The sequence below is a fragment of the Rhodococcus sp. IEGM 1406 genome (genome assembly GCF_030056745.1).
In the GTDB taxonomy this organism is placed as follows: Bacteria; Actinomycetota; Actinomycetes; order Mycobacteriales; family Mycobacteriaceae; genus Rhodococcus_F; species Rhodococcus_F erythropolis.
The window spans coordinates 1,726,924-1,745,264 of sequence record NZ_JASHKO010000001.1; the positions used below are offsets into that span (position 1 = coordinate 1,726,924).

18 protein-coding genes, 1 tRNA gene and 1 pseudogene are annotated in these 18,341 nt (G+C 60.8%); 8 read left to right on the top strand and 12 right to left on the bottom strand.

What is annotated here, in order from left to right; all coding sequences use genetic code 11:
* The first annotated feature begins 192 nt into the window (after nt 1-192).
* On the top strand, nt 193-1,470 hold the full coding sequence (locus tag QM596_RS08340) for a DUF7159 family protein (RefSeq protein ID WP_283308649.1): 1,278 nt from the start codon (nt 193-195) through the stop codon (nt 1,468-1,470).
* A gap of 15 nt (nt 1,471-1,485) precedes the next feature.
* On the opposite strand, the gene efeB is transcribed toward QM596_RS08340, so the two are convergent.
* The 3 genes from efeB to efeU are packed head-to-tail and all read right to left on the bottom strand — an operon-like array spanning nt 1,486 to nt 4,814.
* Nucleotides 1,486-2,766: an iron uptake transporter deferrochelatase/peroxidase subunit gene (gene efeB, locus QM596_RS08345; protein ID WP_283308650.1), complete on the bottom strand. Its 1,281-nt coding sequence runs from the start codon at nt 2,764-2,766 to the stop codon at nt 1,486-1,488.
* The gene (gene efeO, locus QM596_RS08350) at nt 2,767-3,897 is read right to left on the bottom strand and encodes an iron uptake system protein EfeO (protein ID WP_019744631.1); all 1,131 of its coding nucleotides are present in this window, start codon (nt 3,895-3,897) and stop codon (nt 2,767-2,769) included. It lies immediately after the preceding gene.
* A gap of 14 nt (nt 3,898-3,911) precedes the next feature.
* Nucleotides 3,912-4,814 carry an iron uptake transporter permease EfeU gene (gene efeU, locus QM596_RS08355; RefSeq protein ID WP_283308780.1) on the bottom strand — a complete coding sequence of 301 codons (903 nt, stop codon included), beginning with the start codon at nt 4,812-4,814 and terminating at the stop codon, nt 3,912-3,914.
* A 140-nt stretch (nt 4,815-4,954) separates the two neighbouring features.
* Between efeU and QM596_RS08360 the strand changes: the two genes are divergently transcribed.
* From QM596_RS08360 to QM596_RS08385, 6 genes are all read left to right on the top strand, one after another.
* Nucleotides 4,955-5,767 carry a lytic transglycosylase domain-containing protein gene (locus QM596_RS08360; RefSeq protein WP_029255866.1) on the top strand — a complete coding sequence of 271 codons (813 nt, stop codon included), beginning with the start codon at nt 4,955-4,957 and terminating at the stop codon, nt 5,765-5,767.
* Between the two features lie 214 nt (nt 5,768-5,981).
* Nucleotides 5,982-7,268 (top strand): phosphopyruvate hydratase, encoded by a 1,287-nt coding sequence (gene eno, locus QM596_RS08365; protein ID WP_019744628.1) that lies wholly within the window; start codon nt 5,982-5,984, stop codon nt 7,266-7,268.
* Between the two features lie 20 nt (nt 7,269-7,288).
* Nucleotides 7,289-8,020 (top strand): FtsB family cell division protein, encoded by a 732-nt coding sequence (locus QM596_RS08370; RefSeq protein ID WP_283308651.1) that lies wholly within the window; start codon nt 7,289-7,291, stop codon nt 8,018-8,020.
* Nucleotides 8,017-8,562: a DUF501 domain-containing protein gene (locus QM596_RS08375; protein ID WP_020908542.1), complete on the top strand. Its 546-nt coding sequence runs from the start codon at nt 8,017-8,019 to the stop codon at nt 8,560-8,562. Before QM596_RS08370 ends, QM596_RS08375 begins: the two co-directional genes overlap by 4 nt.
* On the top strand, nt 8,559-9,524 hold the full coding sequence (locus QM596_RS08380; protein ID WP_283308652.1) for a Ppx/GppA phosphatase family protein: 966 nt from the start codon (nt 8,559-8,561) through the stop codon (nt 9,522-9,524). Before QM596_RS08375 ends, QM596_RS08380 begins: the two co-directional genes overlap by 4 nt.
* Before the next feature lie 34 nt (nt 9,525-9,558).
* Nucleotides 9,559-9,632 (top strand) — tRNA-Leu (locus QM596_RS08385).
* A 15-nt stretch (nt 9,633-9,647) separates the two neighbouring features.
* Here QM596_RS08385 and QM596_RS08390 read toward each other — a convergent pair.
* Nucleotides 9,648-9,902: pseudogene (locus QM596_RS08390) on the bottom strand (tyrosine-type recombinase/integrase); the annotation flags it as partial.
* Between the two features lie 435 nt (nt 9,903-10,337).
* The gene (locus QM596_RS08395) at nt 10,338-10,775 is read right to left on the bottom strand and encodes a hypothetical protein (RefSeq protein ID WP_283308653.1); all 438 of its coding nucleotides are present in this window, start codon (nt 10,773-10,775) and stop codon (nt 10,338-10,340) included.
* Between the two features lie 1,528 nt (nt 10,776-12,303).
* Here QM596_RS08395 and QM596_RS08400 point away from each other — a divergent pair.
* Entirely contained in the window at nt 12,304-12,807 is a 504-nt protein-coding gene (locus QM596_RS08400; RefSeq protein ID WP_283308654.1) for a hypothetical protein, read from the top strand.
* 238 nt (nt 12,808-13,045) lie between these two features.
* On the opposite strand, the gene QM596_RS08405 is transcribed toward QM596_RS08400, so the two are convergent.
* From QM596_RS08405 to QM596_RS08430, 7 genes are all read right to left on the bottom strand, one after another.
* Nucleotides 13,046-13,645 carry a DUF4236 domain-containing protein gene (locus tag QM596_RS08405; RefSeq protein ID WP_283308655.1) on the bottom strand — a complete coding sequence of 200 codons (600 nt, stop codon included), beginning with the start codon at nt 13,643-13,645 and terminating at the stop codon, nt 13,046-13,048.
* A 352-nt stretch (nt 13,646-13,997) separates the two neighbouring features.
* Nucleotides 13,998-15,032, bottom strand: coding sequence for a hypothetical protein (locus tag QM596_RS08410; protein WP_283308656.1), 1,035 nt, complete (start codon nt 15,030-15,032; stop codon nt 13,998-14,000).
* Nucleotides 15,033-15,150: 118 nt separating this feature from the next.
* Entirely contained in the window at nt 15,151-15,702 is a 552-nt protein-coding gene (locus QM596_RS29775; protein ID WP_502943369.1) for a DUF4365 domain-containing protein, read from the bottom strand.
* Nucleotides 15,703-15,976: 274 nt separating this feature from the next.
* Nucleotides 15,977-16,411 (bottom strand): hypothetical protein, encoded by a 435-nt coding sequence (locus tag QM596_RS08415; RefSeq protein WP_283308658.1) that lies wholly within the window; start codon nt 16,409-16,411, stop codon nt 15,977-15,979.
* 49 nt (nt 16,412-16,460) lie between these two features.
* Nucleotides 16,461-16,790: a DUF2510 domain-containing protein gene (locus tag QM596_RS08420; protein WP_230814216.1), complete on the bottom strand. Its 330-nt coding sequence runs from the start codon at nt 16,788-16,790 to the stop codon at nt 16,461-16,463.
* Between the two features lie 157 nt (nt 16,791-16,947).
* Nucleotides 16,948-17,526, bottom strand: coding sequence for a hypothetical protein (locus tag QM596_RS08425; RefSeq protein WP_283308660.1), 579 nt, complete (start codon nt 17,524-17,526; stop codon nt 16,948-16,950).
* A 243-nt stretch (nt 17,527-17,769) separates the two neighbouring features.
* Nucleotides 17,770-18,057 (bottom strand): hypothetical protein, encoded by a 288-nt coding sequence (locus QM596_RS08430; RefSeq protein ID WP_230814214.1) that lies wholly within the window; start codon nt 18,055-18,057, stop codon nt 17,770-17,772.
* Nucleotides 18,058-18,341 lie beyond the last annotated feature (284 nt).

Below are 18,341 nucleotides of genomic sequence, written 5' to 3' on the forward strand. Positions count from 1 at the left end.
ATGAGGGACGTGTAGTGCGGACATCGCGCTTGTCATGTTGGCCATCGACTTGTTCAAGGACCTCTCCACACATTGATTCAGCCTGCCAGTTTCGCGTAGTTCTCCGGGTTCCCGAGGATCCGGTAAACTTCCCGCTACGGATAACATACCGCAAGTATGTTTTGCGACGAATAAGCAGTGCAAGAGTTGGATATGGGGGTGCGTACAGCGATGGATCCAGTGTTCGGTGCGTCGTTGGGCGCTGCATCGGTTCGTATTGTTCGGGCCGACTCTCAGCCGGAAACCGGATCCGCGAGCGGTCGATTCCTGACTCGGACGGTAGACGCATACGACGCCTCTCCGGTGAGGACAGCCGCGATTCACCTAGTTGCTGCGGTTCGCGGGGACACGTCACGGATGGTCATCGCGGTTCCTGACGAGCGGCAGAACGTGGCGCTCGAATCAGAACTGCGTGCCCGAGGTATCGAGGGTGCTGTCACGGTCTCGGAAGCGGTGGCCGTTGTCGCGCTGGCACGGACTTCGGGTGCGGCCGAAGGTTTTCGGTCACTGACAGTTCTCGATATCGGTCGAACCGGGGTGACTGTCTCGATGATCGAGATCGGAACCGCGACAACTATCGCGTCCACGCGGTCGACGGCGCTCGCTGGTGACAGACTCGACGGGGTAGTCGTGGAGTTGCTCTCCGCAACCACGGCTGATGCAACCCTCGACGCTGATGCAGCGTTCGACGCCCGCGAAGTCAAGGAATACCTCGCCAGTGGCTCCCGTCGTGCGCAGGTGATGCCCGTTCCCGAATCCATGTGCATCCGTTTTGATTCGGTTGTCACGCGGGAAGTCGAAGACACGCTGATGGTGATCCGAGAAGTTGCGGCTCGAGCCCGGTGTGTCCCTGACGCTTTGGTTCTCGTCGGAGGAGGCGCCCGAATTTCACTGGTGGAGAAGATACTCGAGCGGGAGTTTTCGGTACCGGTGATCAGGCCGGCCGAGCCCGAGCTCGCCTCGGCCAAGGGTGCAGCATTGATAGCCGAGGTCTTACATCAGGAGCACCTCAGCTCGGAAGTCGCGGTTTCGGAAGTCGCGGTTTCGGAAGTCTCGGTTTCGGGCGTCTCCGACTCGGAAATCGCAACGGATGCGGTAGACATGTCTTCCGATCAGGCCGTTGTGCGCAGTGTCGGTGAAACCGAGGAAGGCACGGAATCGGATTCGCTGCCCTCTAGTGGGCTTGGGAGAATGCAAATCCTTGTGGGCGTTGGGTTCTCGCTGGTTGCACTGACCAGCTTCCTCGCGTGGGCGGTGCTGCGCCCGTTCTCGGATCCTGCGCAGGCGGAACCACCGCTGACCAAAACAACGGAGATTGTCGCGCCGGTACCTACCGCCGAGTTGTTGCCGCCGACCACGACCAAGACAATCGATCCACTGACCGAGCGGAATCGGGCACCGGTCAATTTGGTGCGTTCGTGGAGATACTGAACCCGGAGACGCGCATCAGGTGAACAACTGGGAACTCCAGTCCTTGCCGTCGGCGAGACCGCCGGGGCACGCGAAGACGGCAGAACCGACGTGTTGGATGTATTCGTTCAGCGCATCGTGCCGTGAAAGGTTCTGCTGCATCGGAACAAATTGCTCGACCGGATTCCGGCAGTACGCAACGAAGAACAGTCCCGCGTCGAGGTGGCCGAAGCCGTCGGAGCCGTCGGTGAAGTTGTATCCGCGGCGCAAGATCTGAATCCCACCGAGTTCCTCGGCAGAGGCCAGGCGCACGTGTGAATCCTCCGGGATGACGAAGTCGTGGCCCATTTTGGAATCGAGATCAAGTTCGTCGAACTCGTCTTTGCCGCCGAGTGGCGCTCCGCTGCGTTTGGAGCGGCCGATGACGGCTTCCTGTTCCTTGAGTACTGCGCGATCCCACTGCTCGATCAGCATGCGGATTCGTCTGGCGACGAGGAATGAGCCGCCTGCCATCCAGGCCTGATCGTCAGTGGGATCAACCCAGACGTGCTGGGCGAGTGCGTTTGGATCTTCCGCCTTGATGTTGGCTGTTCCGTCCTTGAACCCGAACAGATTTCGTGGTGTCGCCTGCGTCGTCGAGGTCGAGGACGTTCGCCCGAACCCGAGTTGTGACCACTTGACCGACGCGGTCCCGAAAGCGACTCGCGCGAGGTTGCGGATCGCATGGACGGCAACCTGGGGATCGTTGGCGCACGCTTGGATGGCGATGTCGCCCCCGCTGCGATTCGGATCGAGGTTGTCCGCGCGGAAGTGGGGGAGATCCAGCAGGGCAGCAGGTTTCTTGTCTGCGAGCCCGAAACGGTCGTCGAAAAGTGACGGTCCGAATCCGATGGTCAGGGTGAGTTGCGACGGCGCGAGATCGAGTGCCTCACCGGTATCGCTCGGTGGCGCGTACGGACCGTCGCCGGTCGCTCCGTCCTCGGTTGCTTCCTGACCCGCCGTCATTCGTTCGGCCATCGCCGTCCACGTCTGCAGCAGCGTGATCAGTTGGTCGCGCGACTTCGTCGTCACATCGAAAGCGACGAAGTGCATGCGATCCTGGGCCGGCGTCGTGATGCCTGCTTGATGCTCGCCGCGGAATGCCACCACGTCTGCGTGATCGGTGCCGGAATTCTCGTCGGCGGTCACCCGCCCGATGACGGCACCGGCACCGGCCAGGACGGCGCCGGCCCCCACGGCGCCGAACAGTCGGCGCCGTGAGACTGCGCGCGGTGCTGCGTTTTCCGCAGCGGGTGTGCCTTCTGGTGAATCAGTCATCTACTGTCCCGCGACTACTTCCTGGACCTGGCTGACCTCGGCGGACAGAGCATCGATTTTACGCGAGAGTTCCTGACGCTGCGCCTCGGTGACGGTGTCGTAGTACACGAATCCGTCGCCGACGCGGAACTGCGCCAGAGCGGCGTCGAGGTCGGCGAATCGGTCCGCGATGCGCTGGGCGAGCTCGGGATTACGTTCCTGCAGAATCGGGTTCAGTGCCGCGATCGCCGCTTGTGAGCCGTCGACGTTGGCCTGGAAGTCCCACAGGTCGGTGTGCGAGAAGATGTCTTCCTCTCCGGTGATCTTGGAAGTCGAGATCTCGTCGAGCAGTCCTTGGGCGTCGCCGGCGATCTTGGTTGGATCGATCGTGTAGTCCTCGGCGTTCACCTGGTCGGCAAGATACTGAATGTCTTCGAGCAGTTGATCGGCGACCGCGTTGGTATCCGGCTGAAGTCCGGTGACCCACAAATCCTTCTCGAGGCGGTGGAATCCCGTCCAGACCTGACCGGGCTCCAGGTCCGCTTCGCGCAGGTCAAGCTTGGGATCGAGTTCGCCGAAGCTCTCGGCTTCGGGCTCGATGCGCTCGTAGTAGGTACGTGCGATCGGGAACAGTGCCTTCGCCTGGTCGACGTTGCCGGACTGGACGGCGGCGACGAACTGAGCTGCGGTGTCCTGCAGCGCGACGATCTGGCTGCGGATGTACCGCCGGTAACCGTCGGCAGCTTCGGCTAGTTGTCCGCTCTCGTCGGTGGCCGCCTGCGAATCGCCCGTGACGACGAAGTCCTGGCGGATGCCGGTTCCGACCATGCCCGGCTTGCACGCGAGTTGATAGGTCGCAGCCTCGGGGAGGGAGACGATCAGCTGTCGGGTAAGGCCGGGGCCGATGTTCTCGACTTCGCCCATCGCTCGATCACCCTCGGCGAAGACGTAGAACTCGGTGACCTTCGAGCCGTTGTTCGTCACCTGGAACGTCGAACTGCCAGTGGTCCCGGTGGTGGCACTGACGTCACACGAATCGTCGGTGGCCGTGACGACGATGTCGCCGTCGCTCGCCGTCGTCTTCTCGGTGCACGCGGCGAGGGAGAAGGGAAGTACCGCAGCCGTGGCCAGTACGAGGGTGGATTTACGCATGTCGGCAATGCCTCTCAGGATTTTTCGGGAACGTGTGTGTCGTGCGCAGGCGGGGCCGTCGGCTCGGTTGGCTTCGACGGAAGGGGACGCAGGAAGAGTGCTAGGACGACTACGAGGTAGACGACCCACGCGACGGCTTGGAGGACCGTCGGATCCGGGCGGAAGTTGAAGATTCCGGCGAGGACGGTGCCGTACCAGGTCGACGGGTCGTAGCCGGGCGTCAGGTTGAACGCGAGATTCGAACCGCCCGGAAGCACATTTCCGGTCTGTAGAGCGCGAACACCGTACGAGAGGATTCCGGCGGCTACGACGATGAGGAAGATCGCCGTGTACCGGAAGAAGGTCGTCAGGTTGAGACGGAGGGCGCCGAAGTACATGGCGACGGTCAAGACGGCGGCCAGGAGAATTCCGAGGAGCAGTCCGACCAACGGCCAGGAGCTGCCTGCGGTGTTCTCGGCGTATCCGACCATGAGCAACGCTGTCTCGACGCCTTCACGACCGACCGCGAAGAACGACAGCGACAAGATGGCGACGGGGCCGGCGATCAACGCCTTCTCCATCCCCGCTTTCAGATCGCTGGAAATGTTCTTCGCAGCCGTGCGCATCCACAGGACCATGATCGTGACGATGACGACGGCGACCAGGGAGGCAACGCCCGCGATGATCTCTGCGGTCAGGCCGTCGACCGTCGACGTTCCGTAGTGGATCGCGAAAAAGATGATCGCCACCATTGCGACGGCGATCGCGACGCCGAGCCACACCCATTTGAGTGCATCCCTGCGCTGAGCTTTCACGAGGTAGGCAGCGAGAATCATCACCACGATGCCCGCTTCGAGGCCTTCGCGCAGACCGATCAGGCCACTACCGAATAACTGGGTGGCAACTGATGGTGTGCTCGCGGCAGCGAGTACCGACACGGGCACGGGCGACTCCTGACTGAGTGAGTGCGACAGCTTCTGCCGAACGTATGAGGCTAGGCCAGCCTTAACTCAGAAGAAGATACTCCACAATCGGTGGTGAACCACGCCCTGACCTGTACTTTTGCTGTTCTTTACCAATGGATTCGGGAGTACTTCGCTCGCATGTGGATGATGGAAGGGTGTACCGAACTCCCGCAGCCCGCAGAAGTCCCCGGCGTCTCTCGAGAGTCGTAGCCGCAGTAGCTGCCGGAACAGCCTTGCTGGGCGCAGGCATCGTGGCGTGTGGATCGAACGAACCGAAAGTAGCCATTCCGGAGGGCATACCCCCAGGTACCGGCTCTCCGACGCCGCCGATCGACATCAATGCCCCCGGCCGCAGTGCTGATCAACTCGCCGACTGGGCCGCGGGATTGTCGGACGACATCGGGATCGGGACGACGGCACTCGAGGCATACGGGTACGCCGCTGCGGTCATGGCCGAGACGCTTCCCAGCTGCGGTATCGGGTGGACGACATTGGCCGGTATCGGCAGCGTCGAGAGCCGACACGGGACCTACGACGGTTCGTCGGTCGATGCGTTCGGCCAGGTCGCCCCGGCCATTCGGGGAATCCCTCTGGACGGTGGCCCGGGAGTTGCCGAGATCCCCGACACCGACGGCGGGGCGATGGACGGCGATCCAGTGCACGACCGTGCGATGGGGCCCATGCAGTTCATCCCTGAGACGTGGCTCAAATGGGGAGTCGACGCCAACGGCGACGGCCGGGTGGACCCGGACAACATCGACGACGCTGCCCTCACCGCCGCTCGTTACCTGTGTGCACGCGGGGGAGACCTCACTGCCGCTGCCGGGTGGCAGCAGGCGCTCATGGCGTACAACCTCTCGGGCGACTATCTCGCGCTCGTTCGTGATCGTGCGTCGGCGTATTCAGTCGGGGTACGGCCGGACTGACGGCGATCGATCCGCAGGTCGGGCCCGTGACCGCGCGTCGATAAAGAAGCCTTCGGCCCGTGCGGTTAGGCTGTGTGCTGGCACTACAGAGGTGCTGGCACTGCAGAGGCCCAGCCGCGATCGTGGTCCTCTTTCGACCGGAGGGGTCGGAGCCCAAGTGTCAAGCACGCAGAGCGTGCCCCAATGCGAAGCCCATTCGAAGGAGAACCACACAGTGGCCAGTATTGAGCAGGTCGGAGCTCGCGAGATCCTTGATTCACGTGGCAACCCCACGGTTGAGGTCGAGGTTCTGCTCGAAGACGGAAGTTTCGCCAGGGCTGCGGTGCCGTCCGGTGCTTCCACCGGTGAGCACGAAGCCGTCGAACTGCGCGACGGTGGCGCACGCTACGGCGGAAAGGGCGTCGAGAAGGCCGTGGAGGCTGTGCTCGGCGAGATCGCTCCGGCCATCATCGGCATCGACGCAACCGAGCAGCGCACGGTCGACCAGGCGCTGCTCGACGCAGACGGCACCCCGGACAAGTCGCGTCTGGGCGCAAACGCTCTGCTCGGTGCCTCGCTTGCCGTGGCTCGCGCCGCTGCCGAGTCCTCGGGCCTCGAGCTGTTCCGCTACGTCGGTGGCCCCAACGCTCACGTTCTCCCTGTCCCGATGATGAACATCCTCAACGGTGGCGCGCACGCAGACACCGGTGTCGACGTCCAGGAGTTCATGGTTGCTCCTATCGGCGCACCGAGCTTCAAGGAATCGCTGCGCTGGGGTGCCGAGGTCTACCACTCCCTGAAGTCGGTCCTCAAGGAGAAGGGCCTCTCCACGGGTCTCGGTGACGAAGGCGGATTCGCTCCCGACGTCGCGGGCACCAAGGAAGCACTCGACCTCATCACGATCGCCGTGAACAAGACCGGCCTCAAGCTGGGCACCGACGTCGCGCTCGCTCTCGACGTCGCCGCCACCGAGTTCTACACCGACGGCACCGGCTACAAGTTCGAGGGCAAGAACCGCACCGCGGCCGAGATGGCGGCGTTCTACGCCGAGCTCATCGACGCCTACCCGCTCGTTTCCATCGAGGATCCGCTCGACGAAGACGACTGGGACGGCTGGGTCGCACTCACCGATCAGATCGGCAACAAGGTCCAGCTCGTCGGCGACGACCTCTTCGTCACCAACCCCGAGCGCCTCGAAGAAGGCATCGTCAAGGGTGCGGCAAACGCACTCCTGGTGAAGGTCAACCAGATCGGCACTCTGACCGAGACCCTCGACGCCGTCGATCTCGCTCACCGCAACGGCTACAAGACGATGATGAGCCACCGTTCCGGCGAGACCGAGGACACCACCATCGCCGACCTCGCGGTTGCCGTCGGCAGCGGTCAGATCAAGACCGGTGCTCCGGCCCGCAGCGAGCGCGTTGCCAAGTACAACCAGCTGCTGCGTATCGAGGAGAACCTCGGCGACGCAGCACGTTACGCCGGCGAGGTTGCGTTCCCGCGCTTCGCTTTCGAGGCCTGACGGAAATCTAAGATTCAGTAGTGTCTGCACAGCGCGGTAAGCCACGATCCCCCGGCGGAAGTCCGGGGGGTCGTGGTTCCCGTCGTGGGGACACACCGTCGCGTGCGCGTCGTGACAGTGCTCGACGCCCACGCGCGTCGGAACCGGCATCTTCGGTCGATCCGGCAGCAGTTGATTCCGCTGCGACAGACCCCGCGCAATCGGGGGTCTCCGCCGAGAAAGCGTCGGCGCGTGGGTCGAAGTCGGCCCGGGGGAAGAGCGGAACCAACAAGTTCTGGTCTCGGCTTCCGAAGTCGGACAACACCATTTTCGGCTTGTCCACCAGTCGGGCCGTTGTGCTCGCGATGGTTGTGCTCGTGCTGGCGCTGACACTGGCAGTGCCGCTGCGTACGTACATCAGCCAGCGTTCGGATGCCGCGCAGGTGGCGGCCGAACGTCAGGTACTCGAGGAAGAACTGCGAAAACTGCAGGGCCAGAACGCGCGCTTCGACGACCCTGCGTACATCGAAGCTCTTGCACGAGAACGCCTTCGGTACGTCAAACCGGGCGAGACCCCGTTCCAGGTTCAGCTTCCCGGCGACTACAAGGAACCCGAGAAGAAGCAGGAAAAGGAAACACCGCTGACAGGTCCGTGGTATCGCGATCTGTGGCAAACGATTTCGGAACCGCCAGTGGTTCCCGAGACGACGACACCGGCCCCGATGCCGTTGGCGCCGATAGAGCCAGAAGAACAAGGAGTACCCACCGGGTGAGCAACACGTCCGAAAATTCCCCACAGGTTTCACAAGCGGATCTCGACGCCGTTGCCGCTCAATTGGGCCGTGAGCCACGCGGAGTGATCGAGATCGCGTACCGCAGCCCGGACGGTCAGCCCGGCGTCGTCAAGACTGCCCCCAAACTTCCGGACGGAACACCGTTCCCGACGCTGTACTACCTCACCGACCCGCGACTGACTGCCGAAGCGAGCCGTCAGGAATCCGCCGGTGTCATGCGTGAAATGACTGAACGCCTGACCCAGGATCCGGAACTTGCCGCGGCCTACCGACGGGCATACGAGTCGTACCTTGCCGAGCGGGACGCGATCGAATCTCTCGGAACCGACTTTGCCGGTGGCGGGATGCCGGATCGCGTCAAGTGCTTGCACGTGCTGATGGCGCATTCGCTTGCCAAGGGTCCCGGCGTCAATCCGCTCGGTGACGAGTCCGTTGCCTTGGCCGGCCACGGAAAGCTCCGCGGAACTGCAATTCCCGCGGACTGGCCTGGCATCGACGACGCCGACACCGCCGACCGGTGACTCGCCGTGTTGCCGCAGTCGATTGCGGTACCAACTCCATTCGACTGCTGATCGCCGACGTCGGCCCCGACGGTCGTCTGGTGGATGTCCGGCGCGAGATGCGCGTCGTGCGACTGGGTCAAGGTGTTGATGCGACAGGGACATTCGCGCCCGAGGCCATCGAACGCACCCGGGTCGCGCTGGTCGAGTACGCGTCGATGATCGCCGATGCCGGAGCAACCGCCGTTCGGATGGTCGCGACGTCGGCTACTCGCGACGCTGCGAATCGGGAAGACTTCTTCACGATGACGCGGGACGTGCTCGGTGCGGTGATTCCCGGATCCGGAGCGGAGGTGATCACCGGCGACGAAGAGGCGCGACTCTCGTTCGGTGGTGCTGTGGGAGAACTTGATCCGTCCGAGGGCCCCTTTGTGGTAGTCGATCTCGGCGGCGGGTCCACCGAAGTTGTCCTCGGCGACGCGTCGGGCGTCCAGGCTGCGTACTCCACCGACATCGGCTGTGTGCGCGTCACTGAGCGGTGCCTACCGTCGGATCCGCCTACGGCAGAGCAGGTTTCCGAGGCGACGGCTTTTGCGACCGCGAAATTGGCCGAGGCATTCGAGGCCGTGCCCGTCGAGAAGGCGCACACCTGGGTGGGTGTCGCTGGAACCATGACGACGCTGGCCGCGATTGCTCAGGAACTTCCGGAGTACGACGCCGAGAAGGTGCACCTGTCGAGGATTCCGTTCAAGCAACTTTTCGAGGTGTGCGAGCGACTTACCGCCATGCCTCGGGTTGATCGCGCCGCCTTCGGCCCGATGCATCCGGGGCGGGTGGACGTCATCGGCGGCGGAGCGATCATCACCACGGTGCTGGCTCAGACATTCGAAGCCAAAGCCGGGATCACCGAACTGGTTGTCAGCGAACACGACATCCTCGACGGCATCGCGATGTCGATAGCTCAGACCCACCCGATAGTCTGATTCCCGACGCACCCGACCAGTCGGGTGCGTCAAGGCCCCCATAGCCCAATTGGCAGAGGCAACGGACTTAAAATCCGTCAAGTGTCGGTTCGAGTCCGACTGGGGGCACAATATCGGTGCAGCTCAACGCACTATGTGCAGTTCAGGCCGACCCTCGAAACCTTCTCGGGTACGCAGAGGGTACGCAGGAGATTTACTCGAAGCCTCCGCGGCGGCGTCGAGAGCGGCCGCTACGGTATCGAGATCGTCCGCGAACAGGTGCCCGTAGCGGTCCAGTGTGAGGGTCGCAGTCTTGTGCCCGAGGAGCTGCTGGACGACCTTCACATTGGCGCCGGCGGCGATCGCCAACGATGCTGCAGTGTGGCGCAACTCGTGAGGGTGGCTATGGTGCCATTGCTCTCACTGCAACGCGCAATTGGTGGGGCTATCAACCCTGGGTATCACTTCTGTTCAATGGCATTGTCTACAAGGAAGTTCAGGCGGAGACGATTGCTCCCTATTCGGCCATGACAATTCAGGAGGGGATGACCGTGGCGGCCAGGGGGGCGGTTGTTGGAACTGGCGCTAGTGCCGCTGACCGCACCTTCAATGGAAGTACGCTGACCTTACTTGTTGCGTGACGCAGCAAAGCGCCCCTCCCGTCGAGATGCAGCGCAGATTAGCAAGACACGCCCCGCTACTTCGACGGGTCTCGGGCGAGTCGCCGAAGTTCGTCAAAGTATGTGCGTCGGGCCGCGCGGTCGGCCGAGGTGGCGGGGAAGATATTGGCGGAGCAGACCATTGATGGTTTCGTTGCCGCCGCTATGCCTCTCGTCAGGCAGGCGTAGACGGCGCGTGATCGTCGAACTCATCGCTCTTGGCGGCATGCTTGGCGCGAAGGGCCTCGAGTTGGGCAGACTTGGCCGCGGCCATGCGTTCGCGGGTGGCGGCAGTACGAGCCGGAGCCGGTGCCGGGGCGGGGTCGACGAGGTGGGCGTCGAGGTCGGGGGAGGACGCCCCGGGAGGCGCGGGGACCTCGACGGTGCGCATCGCCTGGCCCAGCAGGATGAACGGGAGGATGAAGACCCACAGGAAGATTCGGTACTCGCCACTGTGAAAGAACACGGCCAGGTAGATGCCGTAGCTCAAGAACGCGGTGCCGATGAGACCGTTGACAACGCGGCGGCCGGGGTTCAGTTCGGAGGTCACCAGCGCCAAAACGATCACGCCGATTCCGCTGACGAACAGCGCCGTCACATAGAAGCCGAACACGTATTGCCTTTCACGATCGACACGACCGGGTTTACCCCGTTGGTACTCGTGGTGCAGAACGTCCGCGCGAGGCCATTTGCAGTCTCGTCGTCATACTCACCGGTGAGGCCCTGATTCTCGAGGCTCGACAGAAACAATGCATCGCCAGTGAGCGGCTCCGCTTCTGCCTTTCCCGAGTCGTCCGACCCGCAACTAGTCAGCACCAATCCTGCAACGGCCGGTACCTCCACGAATGTCTTGTACATGGGGGTATCCAACCAGACAAACCGGACGGTTGTTAACCGGGGAGCAAAGTGCAATCCGGATAGCACGCAAACCCGAAGTGGTGTCGGGCCGGAACCACCCGCACTTCAGTGAACTCACACCTGGGGAGTGACACCCCGGTAGGCGAGCGCTTGCGGCGGCGATTGAATCCGACATCAAACCGCCGCACCGCTGGTAGTGCGGCTCGTATAGACGGTCAACCCCCGACCTAGGAAGCACACGGGCCGGGGGTTGGTCGATCGTCATCCGCATTGAGCACACAACACGGAGACCCACTATCGGTGCCGAGCCGCCCCCTCATGACTAACCCCGCACTTTCCAAGGTAGGTCGCTCGCTGACATATCGCTCGTTTCAGCGAAAATATTGTGATGTGTTTGCAATCCAAATACCTGGGGTAAAAGGTTTGAAGGTCGGGACTCGCGGATCCGAGAGTGAACACGGACCTTGGATCGCACGACTTAGGCTCCCGGCGGTTGAGCACACAGCCGTCGGGAGCTGCCTGTTGGTTTTCGCCGACATGTATAGCCGTTCAATCCATTTCGGGATTCCGGACTTCGCATGTCATGTGAACATTACGGAGGCTTCAACGGACCTTTCCGCTGCCCTGCGGGAGACCCGCCGGTCATACACGGCGATGTCGTTCCGGCGGGCCAAACGGTAGTGCCCTCGCCGCTCGGGCTGTAAACCCGAAGGGACCCGCCGAGGTGTCTGCGCGTTCACCCCGGCGGGTCGGCGCGTCTGAACTGTCGGGGGCCGACGCGCTCGGATTGGCCCATCAGGCGACCGGCCAGGGTCGAAGCCTGTGAGTCAATGTGTGTCGAATTCGCATAAGGCGCGACATTCCGTGATCGCTCGCCCGGCGAATTCGACACATCGAAACATATTCCGCCAGGACGAATCAATCGTGCAGATTGCTCATAAATCCGCCAAATGGATGAGACGACCCTCACCTTGCTGCACACAACGGCTGGGATCGGGTCAGTCCGGCGTTGGCGTTGGGGACCCGGCCTGGCCATGTTGTGACCGGGTCCCGTCGAACGCCACCCGTGTTGAGCACACAACACGAATGACCAACCGCATGTCGGATTCGACCCCTCGATTGAATCCGACTCATTGAACGTATTCGGCAAGCATCAGGCAAACACGCAAATCGGACGGAAATCCACCGAACGAACGAAGGTGGCCCCCAACCTCAGGGGGAGATTGGGAGCCACCACTCAACCCTATAGCGACACGGGTCCACCCATCGCTTGTCGAGCGACGGTGACCCCGCCGAGCTACCGCCAAGGCGAGGCCACCGCGCTTGGCATGTCAACATCCGTGAAGCGTCAACAGCCATCACGCAGAGTACAGAACCGGACGAACGTTTTCTTTCTGATGGATACGGCAGCGAAGTCGCTGCAGTTCGAGCACTCGCGACACCTGCACGACGAAGCAGCTCGGGCGCTGGGTGTCTATCCATCGCAGATGCTTCAGTGGACAAGGATCTCGCGATCACCGACCCCGCAAGTGTTGCGGCGCGTCGCAGCGTTGTTCGATGCGCCTGTGCAGGAGGTGTTGATTGCCGCCGGGTTCATGACTGAAGAAGAAAACGTGCCGTTGTCGCCGACAAGAATGTCACTGCAGCAATTGTCGAACAAGCAGATTCTCGACGAGATTCGACGCCGGACTGCCGGAGACTTAGCAGGACCCCCGATTCCCGTGCGTGTGAACGGAGTTATCCGTTTTCCAGATGGCCCGCCCACAGTATTCGTCGAGAACACCTAAGCGGGCCTCCACGCAGCATCAGACGGCGATATGCAACTCAATGGAGGGGCCCACCCCCGGCGAATCAGCAGCCGGAGGGCAGGCCGTGCGCGGCTGAACTGACCACTCAGAATTGCCGCAGCAGCAAAATGCTATCCAATTCTCACTTGCAATACGCCAGTTTTGCGAGGCCGAGCTGGTCTTCCCTTAAGCTCCCGATTCTGCGGGACGCAGTGTACGTGTGGAGGGTTCCGACCGGTTAGTGACGTTTCTCGTCGCGCCATTCCTTCGGGGAGCGCGGCAGTTGACGTATTCGATGCTTGGGGTTGTCCGGGTCGGCGGGCGTGAAGCGGCCATAGATTCCAGCGTCTTCACCCTGAAGGTACTGCTCGTGCTGCTCCTGCGCTCGCTGAGCCATGCGTTCATCGTCGGCTTGCTCGGCCGCTAGACGATCTTGGCGAGACCGCCACATTTTCCGAAAGATGACAAAGCAAATCCAACCTGCGAGCGCAATTCCGCAGATGAGTAGAATCTGTCGCCAGAAATTGATGAGTAGAACGATCGCGACGATCACGCCGACGATGATTGCGATCCCTATCGCTGTATCTGAGTTATTGGCAGCACCGGTCGCTCGAGACTCCCGTCCGGCCGACCCGCTGGGCTTCTTCGTCGACTGCTTGCCGCCGATCACCTTCGTGTCCGAGATACCTGCACCGGGAACCCTCACGGTTCGGCGAACTTTGCCGTCGGCACCGCGGCCAATTCGCACAGGTCCACTGCCGGCGCTGATCCCAAAACCCTTGGTGGATACAGACACTCGGACAGGGCCGAACTTCTTAGATTTCCGAAAGCCGACCATGTGTCATCTTCCCTGTCTGTCAACCCGCGCAGTCGCGCTCATTCTCACGTACATCTCGATATCCAACCAGAAATACTGGACACAACAGGAATTTTGGTCGGTTTCGGTCCGCGGGGAGCCGAAATGACCAACTGACGGATGGATCGTTCCTCGCTAGTCGAGGCCAACCTCACCGTCAAACCCACCGACCGAAGGGGTTGCGACGGACTCGACCCACACCGCGTCGACTACGTCTGGAAAACACAGTGAGCGGCGTTAGCGGTCGTAGTACTCGACCTGCCTGGGTTGGCAGTGTACGAAAGTCCTTCAATTGCCAAGTGAAGCGTTGGGGTGTGATCGACGGGCTGAGATGTTATTGGATGAAATTTGAAAAGTGGTGAAACCCTTGCGATAGCGGCCCAAAACGTTGTGGTGAGCGAATGAAAAGCCCCGTCGAGTTTCTTTCTACCAAGCCTCGAGCGGTCACAGTCAGTCGCCCTTTCCACCAATCGAGCGTTGTATCATGCATGCTCGATGGTTGTGTGATTCGAACCTCGGTGGCCCTGGAATTTCGAACAGTAGATAAACTCACGTGAATAAATGGGGAGTCGGGCTCTCGTCTAACCTGCACGATCTGCCCAGAAATTGACTCAGCCTCGGTCTTTGGTGCAGATTTCATGAGTTTTGCGGCGATGTCTAGAAGCGGTGCCGCCTCGGCGGGGCAGATCTTGGATTTTGCCGCGTCAGCCGATGGGGGCTGTGATAGTGCCCAACTGAAACGTGCTTCGAATTCGGCTACTGCCGGATGTGAAACCACATTGGACAAAGCTTGGACGAACTCCCGCGTGGCCCCTGCTTCGACGAGCCCAAGTACGTCCGACTGTCGCGGTTCGCGTGCTGGCTCAACGATATTGTCGACGACGGCCCGAAGCGCTTCTGAAAATGTGCGTGTGATTCGCCGCTCGGGAGACTCGATATTCAGCGATCGATTATCCATGCCTGGAAACGGTTCTTCCGCTCCAGCCAATTCGGACGCGTCACCGACACGAATCATCACAGGAATGACATAGGACCCTTCTTCTGTGTGACCCATCCTTGTTTGGTCAGCGTACGAATCACCGACCTTTGAGTAATTTCCCCGAATCTCGGGGCGAGTTCCCTGTGCGGTCGTTGCGCTGGAGCGAACCATGACTCTTGCAGATTCGGTCATCTTGGCGCCCGCGGAAAGTGGAATCGAATCGCTGATCAAATAATCATTCGCGGCGCGGAGATGTGCAATGTCGAAGCCAAAATAGATGATCGACTTTTCAACGCTTGGTCGATCCCGGTGCTCAAATTCTGCGATCCTATTTAGTACGCTAGAGAATTCGTAAGTGGTCCGCGAGAGTAGTGATGGTACAGCGATCATACGGGGATCGTCTTGGCTGACGGTCGGGCTACGCCACATTGAACCCGCAGGGCCGGAGGTGATCCGATTCCAGCCTCTGAGTGACAAGTAGGACGACAGGTCAGCACTCAAAGTTTCGTCATGCTCCGACACCGATTGCCTCCAATCCGAATCGCAGGCGCATGGCATTTCGCCAAGTCAGAAGAGTGTCTAGTGTAACCCGATTTTCTTGATAGACTCGAACAGATTTTCGAGTCGAGTTGGGGTCGTACTGGGCCCAGTATGCGTGGGTTCTATGCAGGGTCGACCGATCTTCGTCCGCGATCCAGTCGTAGTGGTTGTCAGGAACGACAACGAGGACGATGAAAACAGGTCCAGCATTGTCTCGCCAGCGATCTATCCAGTACTGGTCGCACGAGATAGTCTCGAATTTGCGCGTCATCTGCATGCTACTTGAGCACTTAAGTTGCAGGCGCACAGAACTTTCGGGGTATTCGACGCTCATGTCGATGGCATGCACGTCTTCGTCTTGCCGCGTCTCGCTAACCCTGAGGCCTGCTTGCGCGCAGAGTGAGCTGATGAAGGCGAGACTGTACCGCGATTTTCGACTACTTACCTCTAGGTCTCCGCCATAGTTGGTCCAGTAGTTCGTCAACTTGCCTGGCAAGTGGAGTGGTGCCGGATGAGTCATACCTTGCCGCTCGCCCGATGCACGAAAGTTCTGAAGTAGGGCGCCGGCCCGTGGCGATGACTACGCCCGCGAGCGAGAGAACGCGTAGAATTTGTCACGTCGACACTTCACCTGTCGGCCGGGCCTCGGGGGTGTTTGCCGCATCCGCCGGGGCTGATCTTTGTGGTCCGGGAATCATCGCATGCCGCAACTGGCCAGCATCATTTGAACCGTACTTACCGGTCTCAAACGCAACAGAGGCCCCACCAAACGGTGGGGCCTTCTCATTTGTTAGCTAGCTGCCGAACGGGAGCGACCCTGCTGCTCGTGCACCAACCTCGAACGCGTAGTCCTCATGCGTGGACGGAATTGCATATCCGGGGGTGCCCCATTGACCGTGTGCGCCGAGGTCGCCCTCGGCGATCTCACATTTCCACATTGCGTGATAGTCGCCATTGGCCATGTCGATAATTCTGGTGCCGACGGTCTTCGGTTGAATGTTCATGTAGTACGGGTACACGTACTCGGGTGCGGTGTCTCGCTTTGCGACCCCGGTGCACTGCAACCAGTGGCTTGATGCGTTGTCAATTGTGACGGTTACTGCATTCCGCACCGAGGTGACCGAGAGGTTCACTTCGCTGGGTACAACAGCGGCAGTGGCTGGCGTTGCGAGGCCTAGGGCGAGCACGGGCGCTGCCGCCGTCGAACAAAGGGCAGCGCGAGTCGTCATCTTCATTGAATTGTGTGCCTTTCAGGCGAAGGTGAACCGGAGTCTTTGATTAGTAATTGGGCGGCGGGGGCGGGGTGTTCGCGGGCTGCACGTGGGAGGTCCACTGGGCGCCGTCGTACCACCGGATGTAACCGGGGTTTCCGGGGTCTGGGTACCAGTTCGCGGGTGTGGTGTTCGGTCGCATTTCTTCGCGAGTGTTCGCGTGGTTCAGTGCGGCGAGTTGCTGACGCTGAAGGTCTAGATTCACACCCTGCTGAACGACCTGAGCGCGTGCAGCATTGCGGGTCTGCTTCGTGTATTTCGCGGTGCGCTCGTCGGTGTTCCGGAATGGAACTACGCCGGCCGTGCTGATGCTGATGGTTTTGCGGATGATGCCCATTGCCCTGGGTCCTCTCAACAGTTCGGTGACAAATACATACCAGACAGTCCGGATGATTGACCAGGGCGCCTGTTATTTACAGGGTTGTAGCTGTCGCAGTATCGCCAACGGGGAACAGTGGATGGGCAGGCGTTCTGCCGCCCATCAGGTGAGGTAGCTATTCGGCGAATTCGATGATCCCTATCTGAAACTGCGGGACTGTGATCTCGACATCGGCTTTAGAGGTATAGGAGTATTCGCCGTCGACCACCACGAACATCTTCACATCGTCGCCCTTGACGAATGGTTTAAGCATCGCAGGGTCGCCAACTAGGTGCGCGGACTCAGTGTTTCCTATCGAAGATGTCGACGTTCCGACGTGCGCGAGAAATCGATCAAGGCCGACCGCCCCGTCGAAGTGCCATATGGAACCGTAAAGAACGATGCGACGTCCGTCCTGTGCTCGAAGGTCTTTCAGGATCACTTCGAAGTCGCGTTTTGATATTTCTTCGTAGGTCGATGGATCGGACAGGGTGGCGTCGGTGTGGAGTTTGTTCCTTGTGTCGACGGATTGCTGGTACCGCGTCTGTTGTCGGTCTGTGCTGGAGTTGTCTTGATCGTCACCTAGGTTGGCGGCGACTATGGCGCCAAATAGCACAACGATCGCAACCGCCGCCAATCCGCGGAGTGACCTGAGTATCTCTGCTGGAGAACTCGTTTTCTGCTGGTCTGGGCGCCAGTCGGGCTGTGAGTTCATCGTCGCGTCCTTGCTCGGCCCCATAGTGGGGAAGTGTCAGCAATACATACCAGACAGTCCGGTCATACGGATTCGACGGACCTTCTTAGTCGCAAATCAAATAGTGGGGCGCCGGTTCAGTGGGTCGCTCTGTTGTGCGCCGGCGGTCAGTCGTAGGGCAGCAGGGATAGCGGCCTCAAACGTGCCGAATTTCCTAGTGCTAAAGACGCCCGTTACTTCGGTTAGGGCTTAGTCAGGCATGGGCTAGTCAAGTTTCGCTGGCGGATAGTCCCCGTAGACGCCTTCGTCGCGACCAGCGAGGTACTGCTGATGCTGCAGGTTCGTGCGCTCGTCGAGGCCCTTGAAATAGTCAGCCTTCACTTTGCGCATGTCAGCTCGGTACTCGCGCACGAACTTGAAACCCTCGTACGTCATGGGGATAAAAAACGCCGCGATTACAACCCACAGCAGGATCCACAGCATCGTCTGCCAATGGTTCGTGATGAAGACAATTAGAAAGAACGCTGCGATGAATCCGAGAAGTACCTTCATCTCAATCTGATTCCTCTGTCGATAGATCTAGCACCAAAAGTGCCAAACATCCTGGCGGTGCGGCACTACTTCGTCTCCGGGCAGTACACGTTTTGGGCGGTAGAGATGATAATTCGAGCCTGTGACGCCGAGTACTTCCACGACATTTTCTCGATTATTTCTTCGACCGTTCCGCTTCCTGGCCCGCAGCGTCAACGTCGTGCAACGCCGCCGCCCGGACAGATCGTCTCGGATGAAGAACGACTCCGCGGCATGACTTACCTGTGAGTACTTGGCCCCGTCGT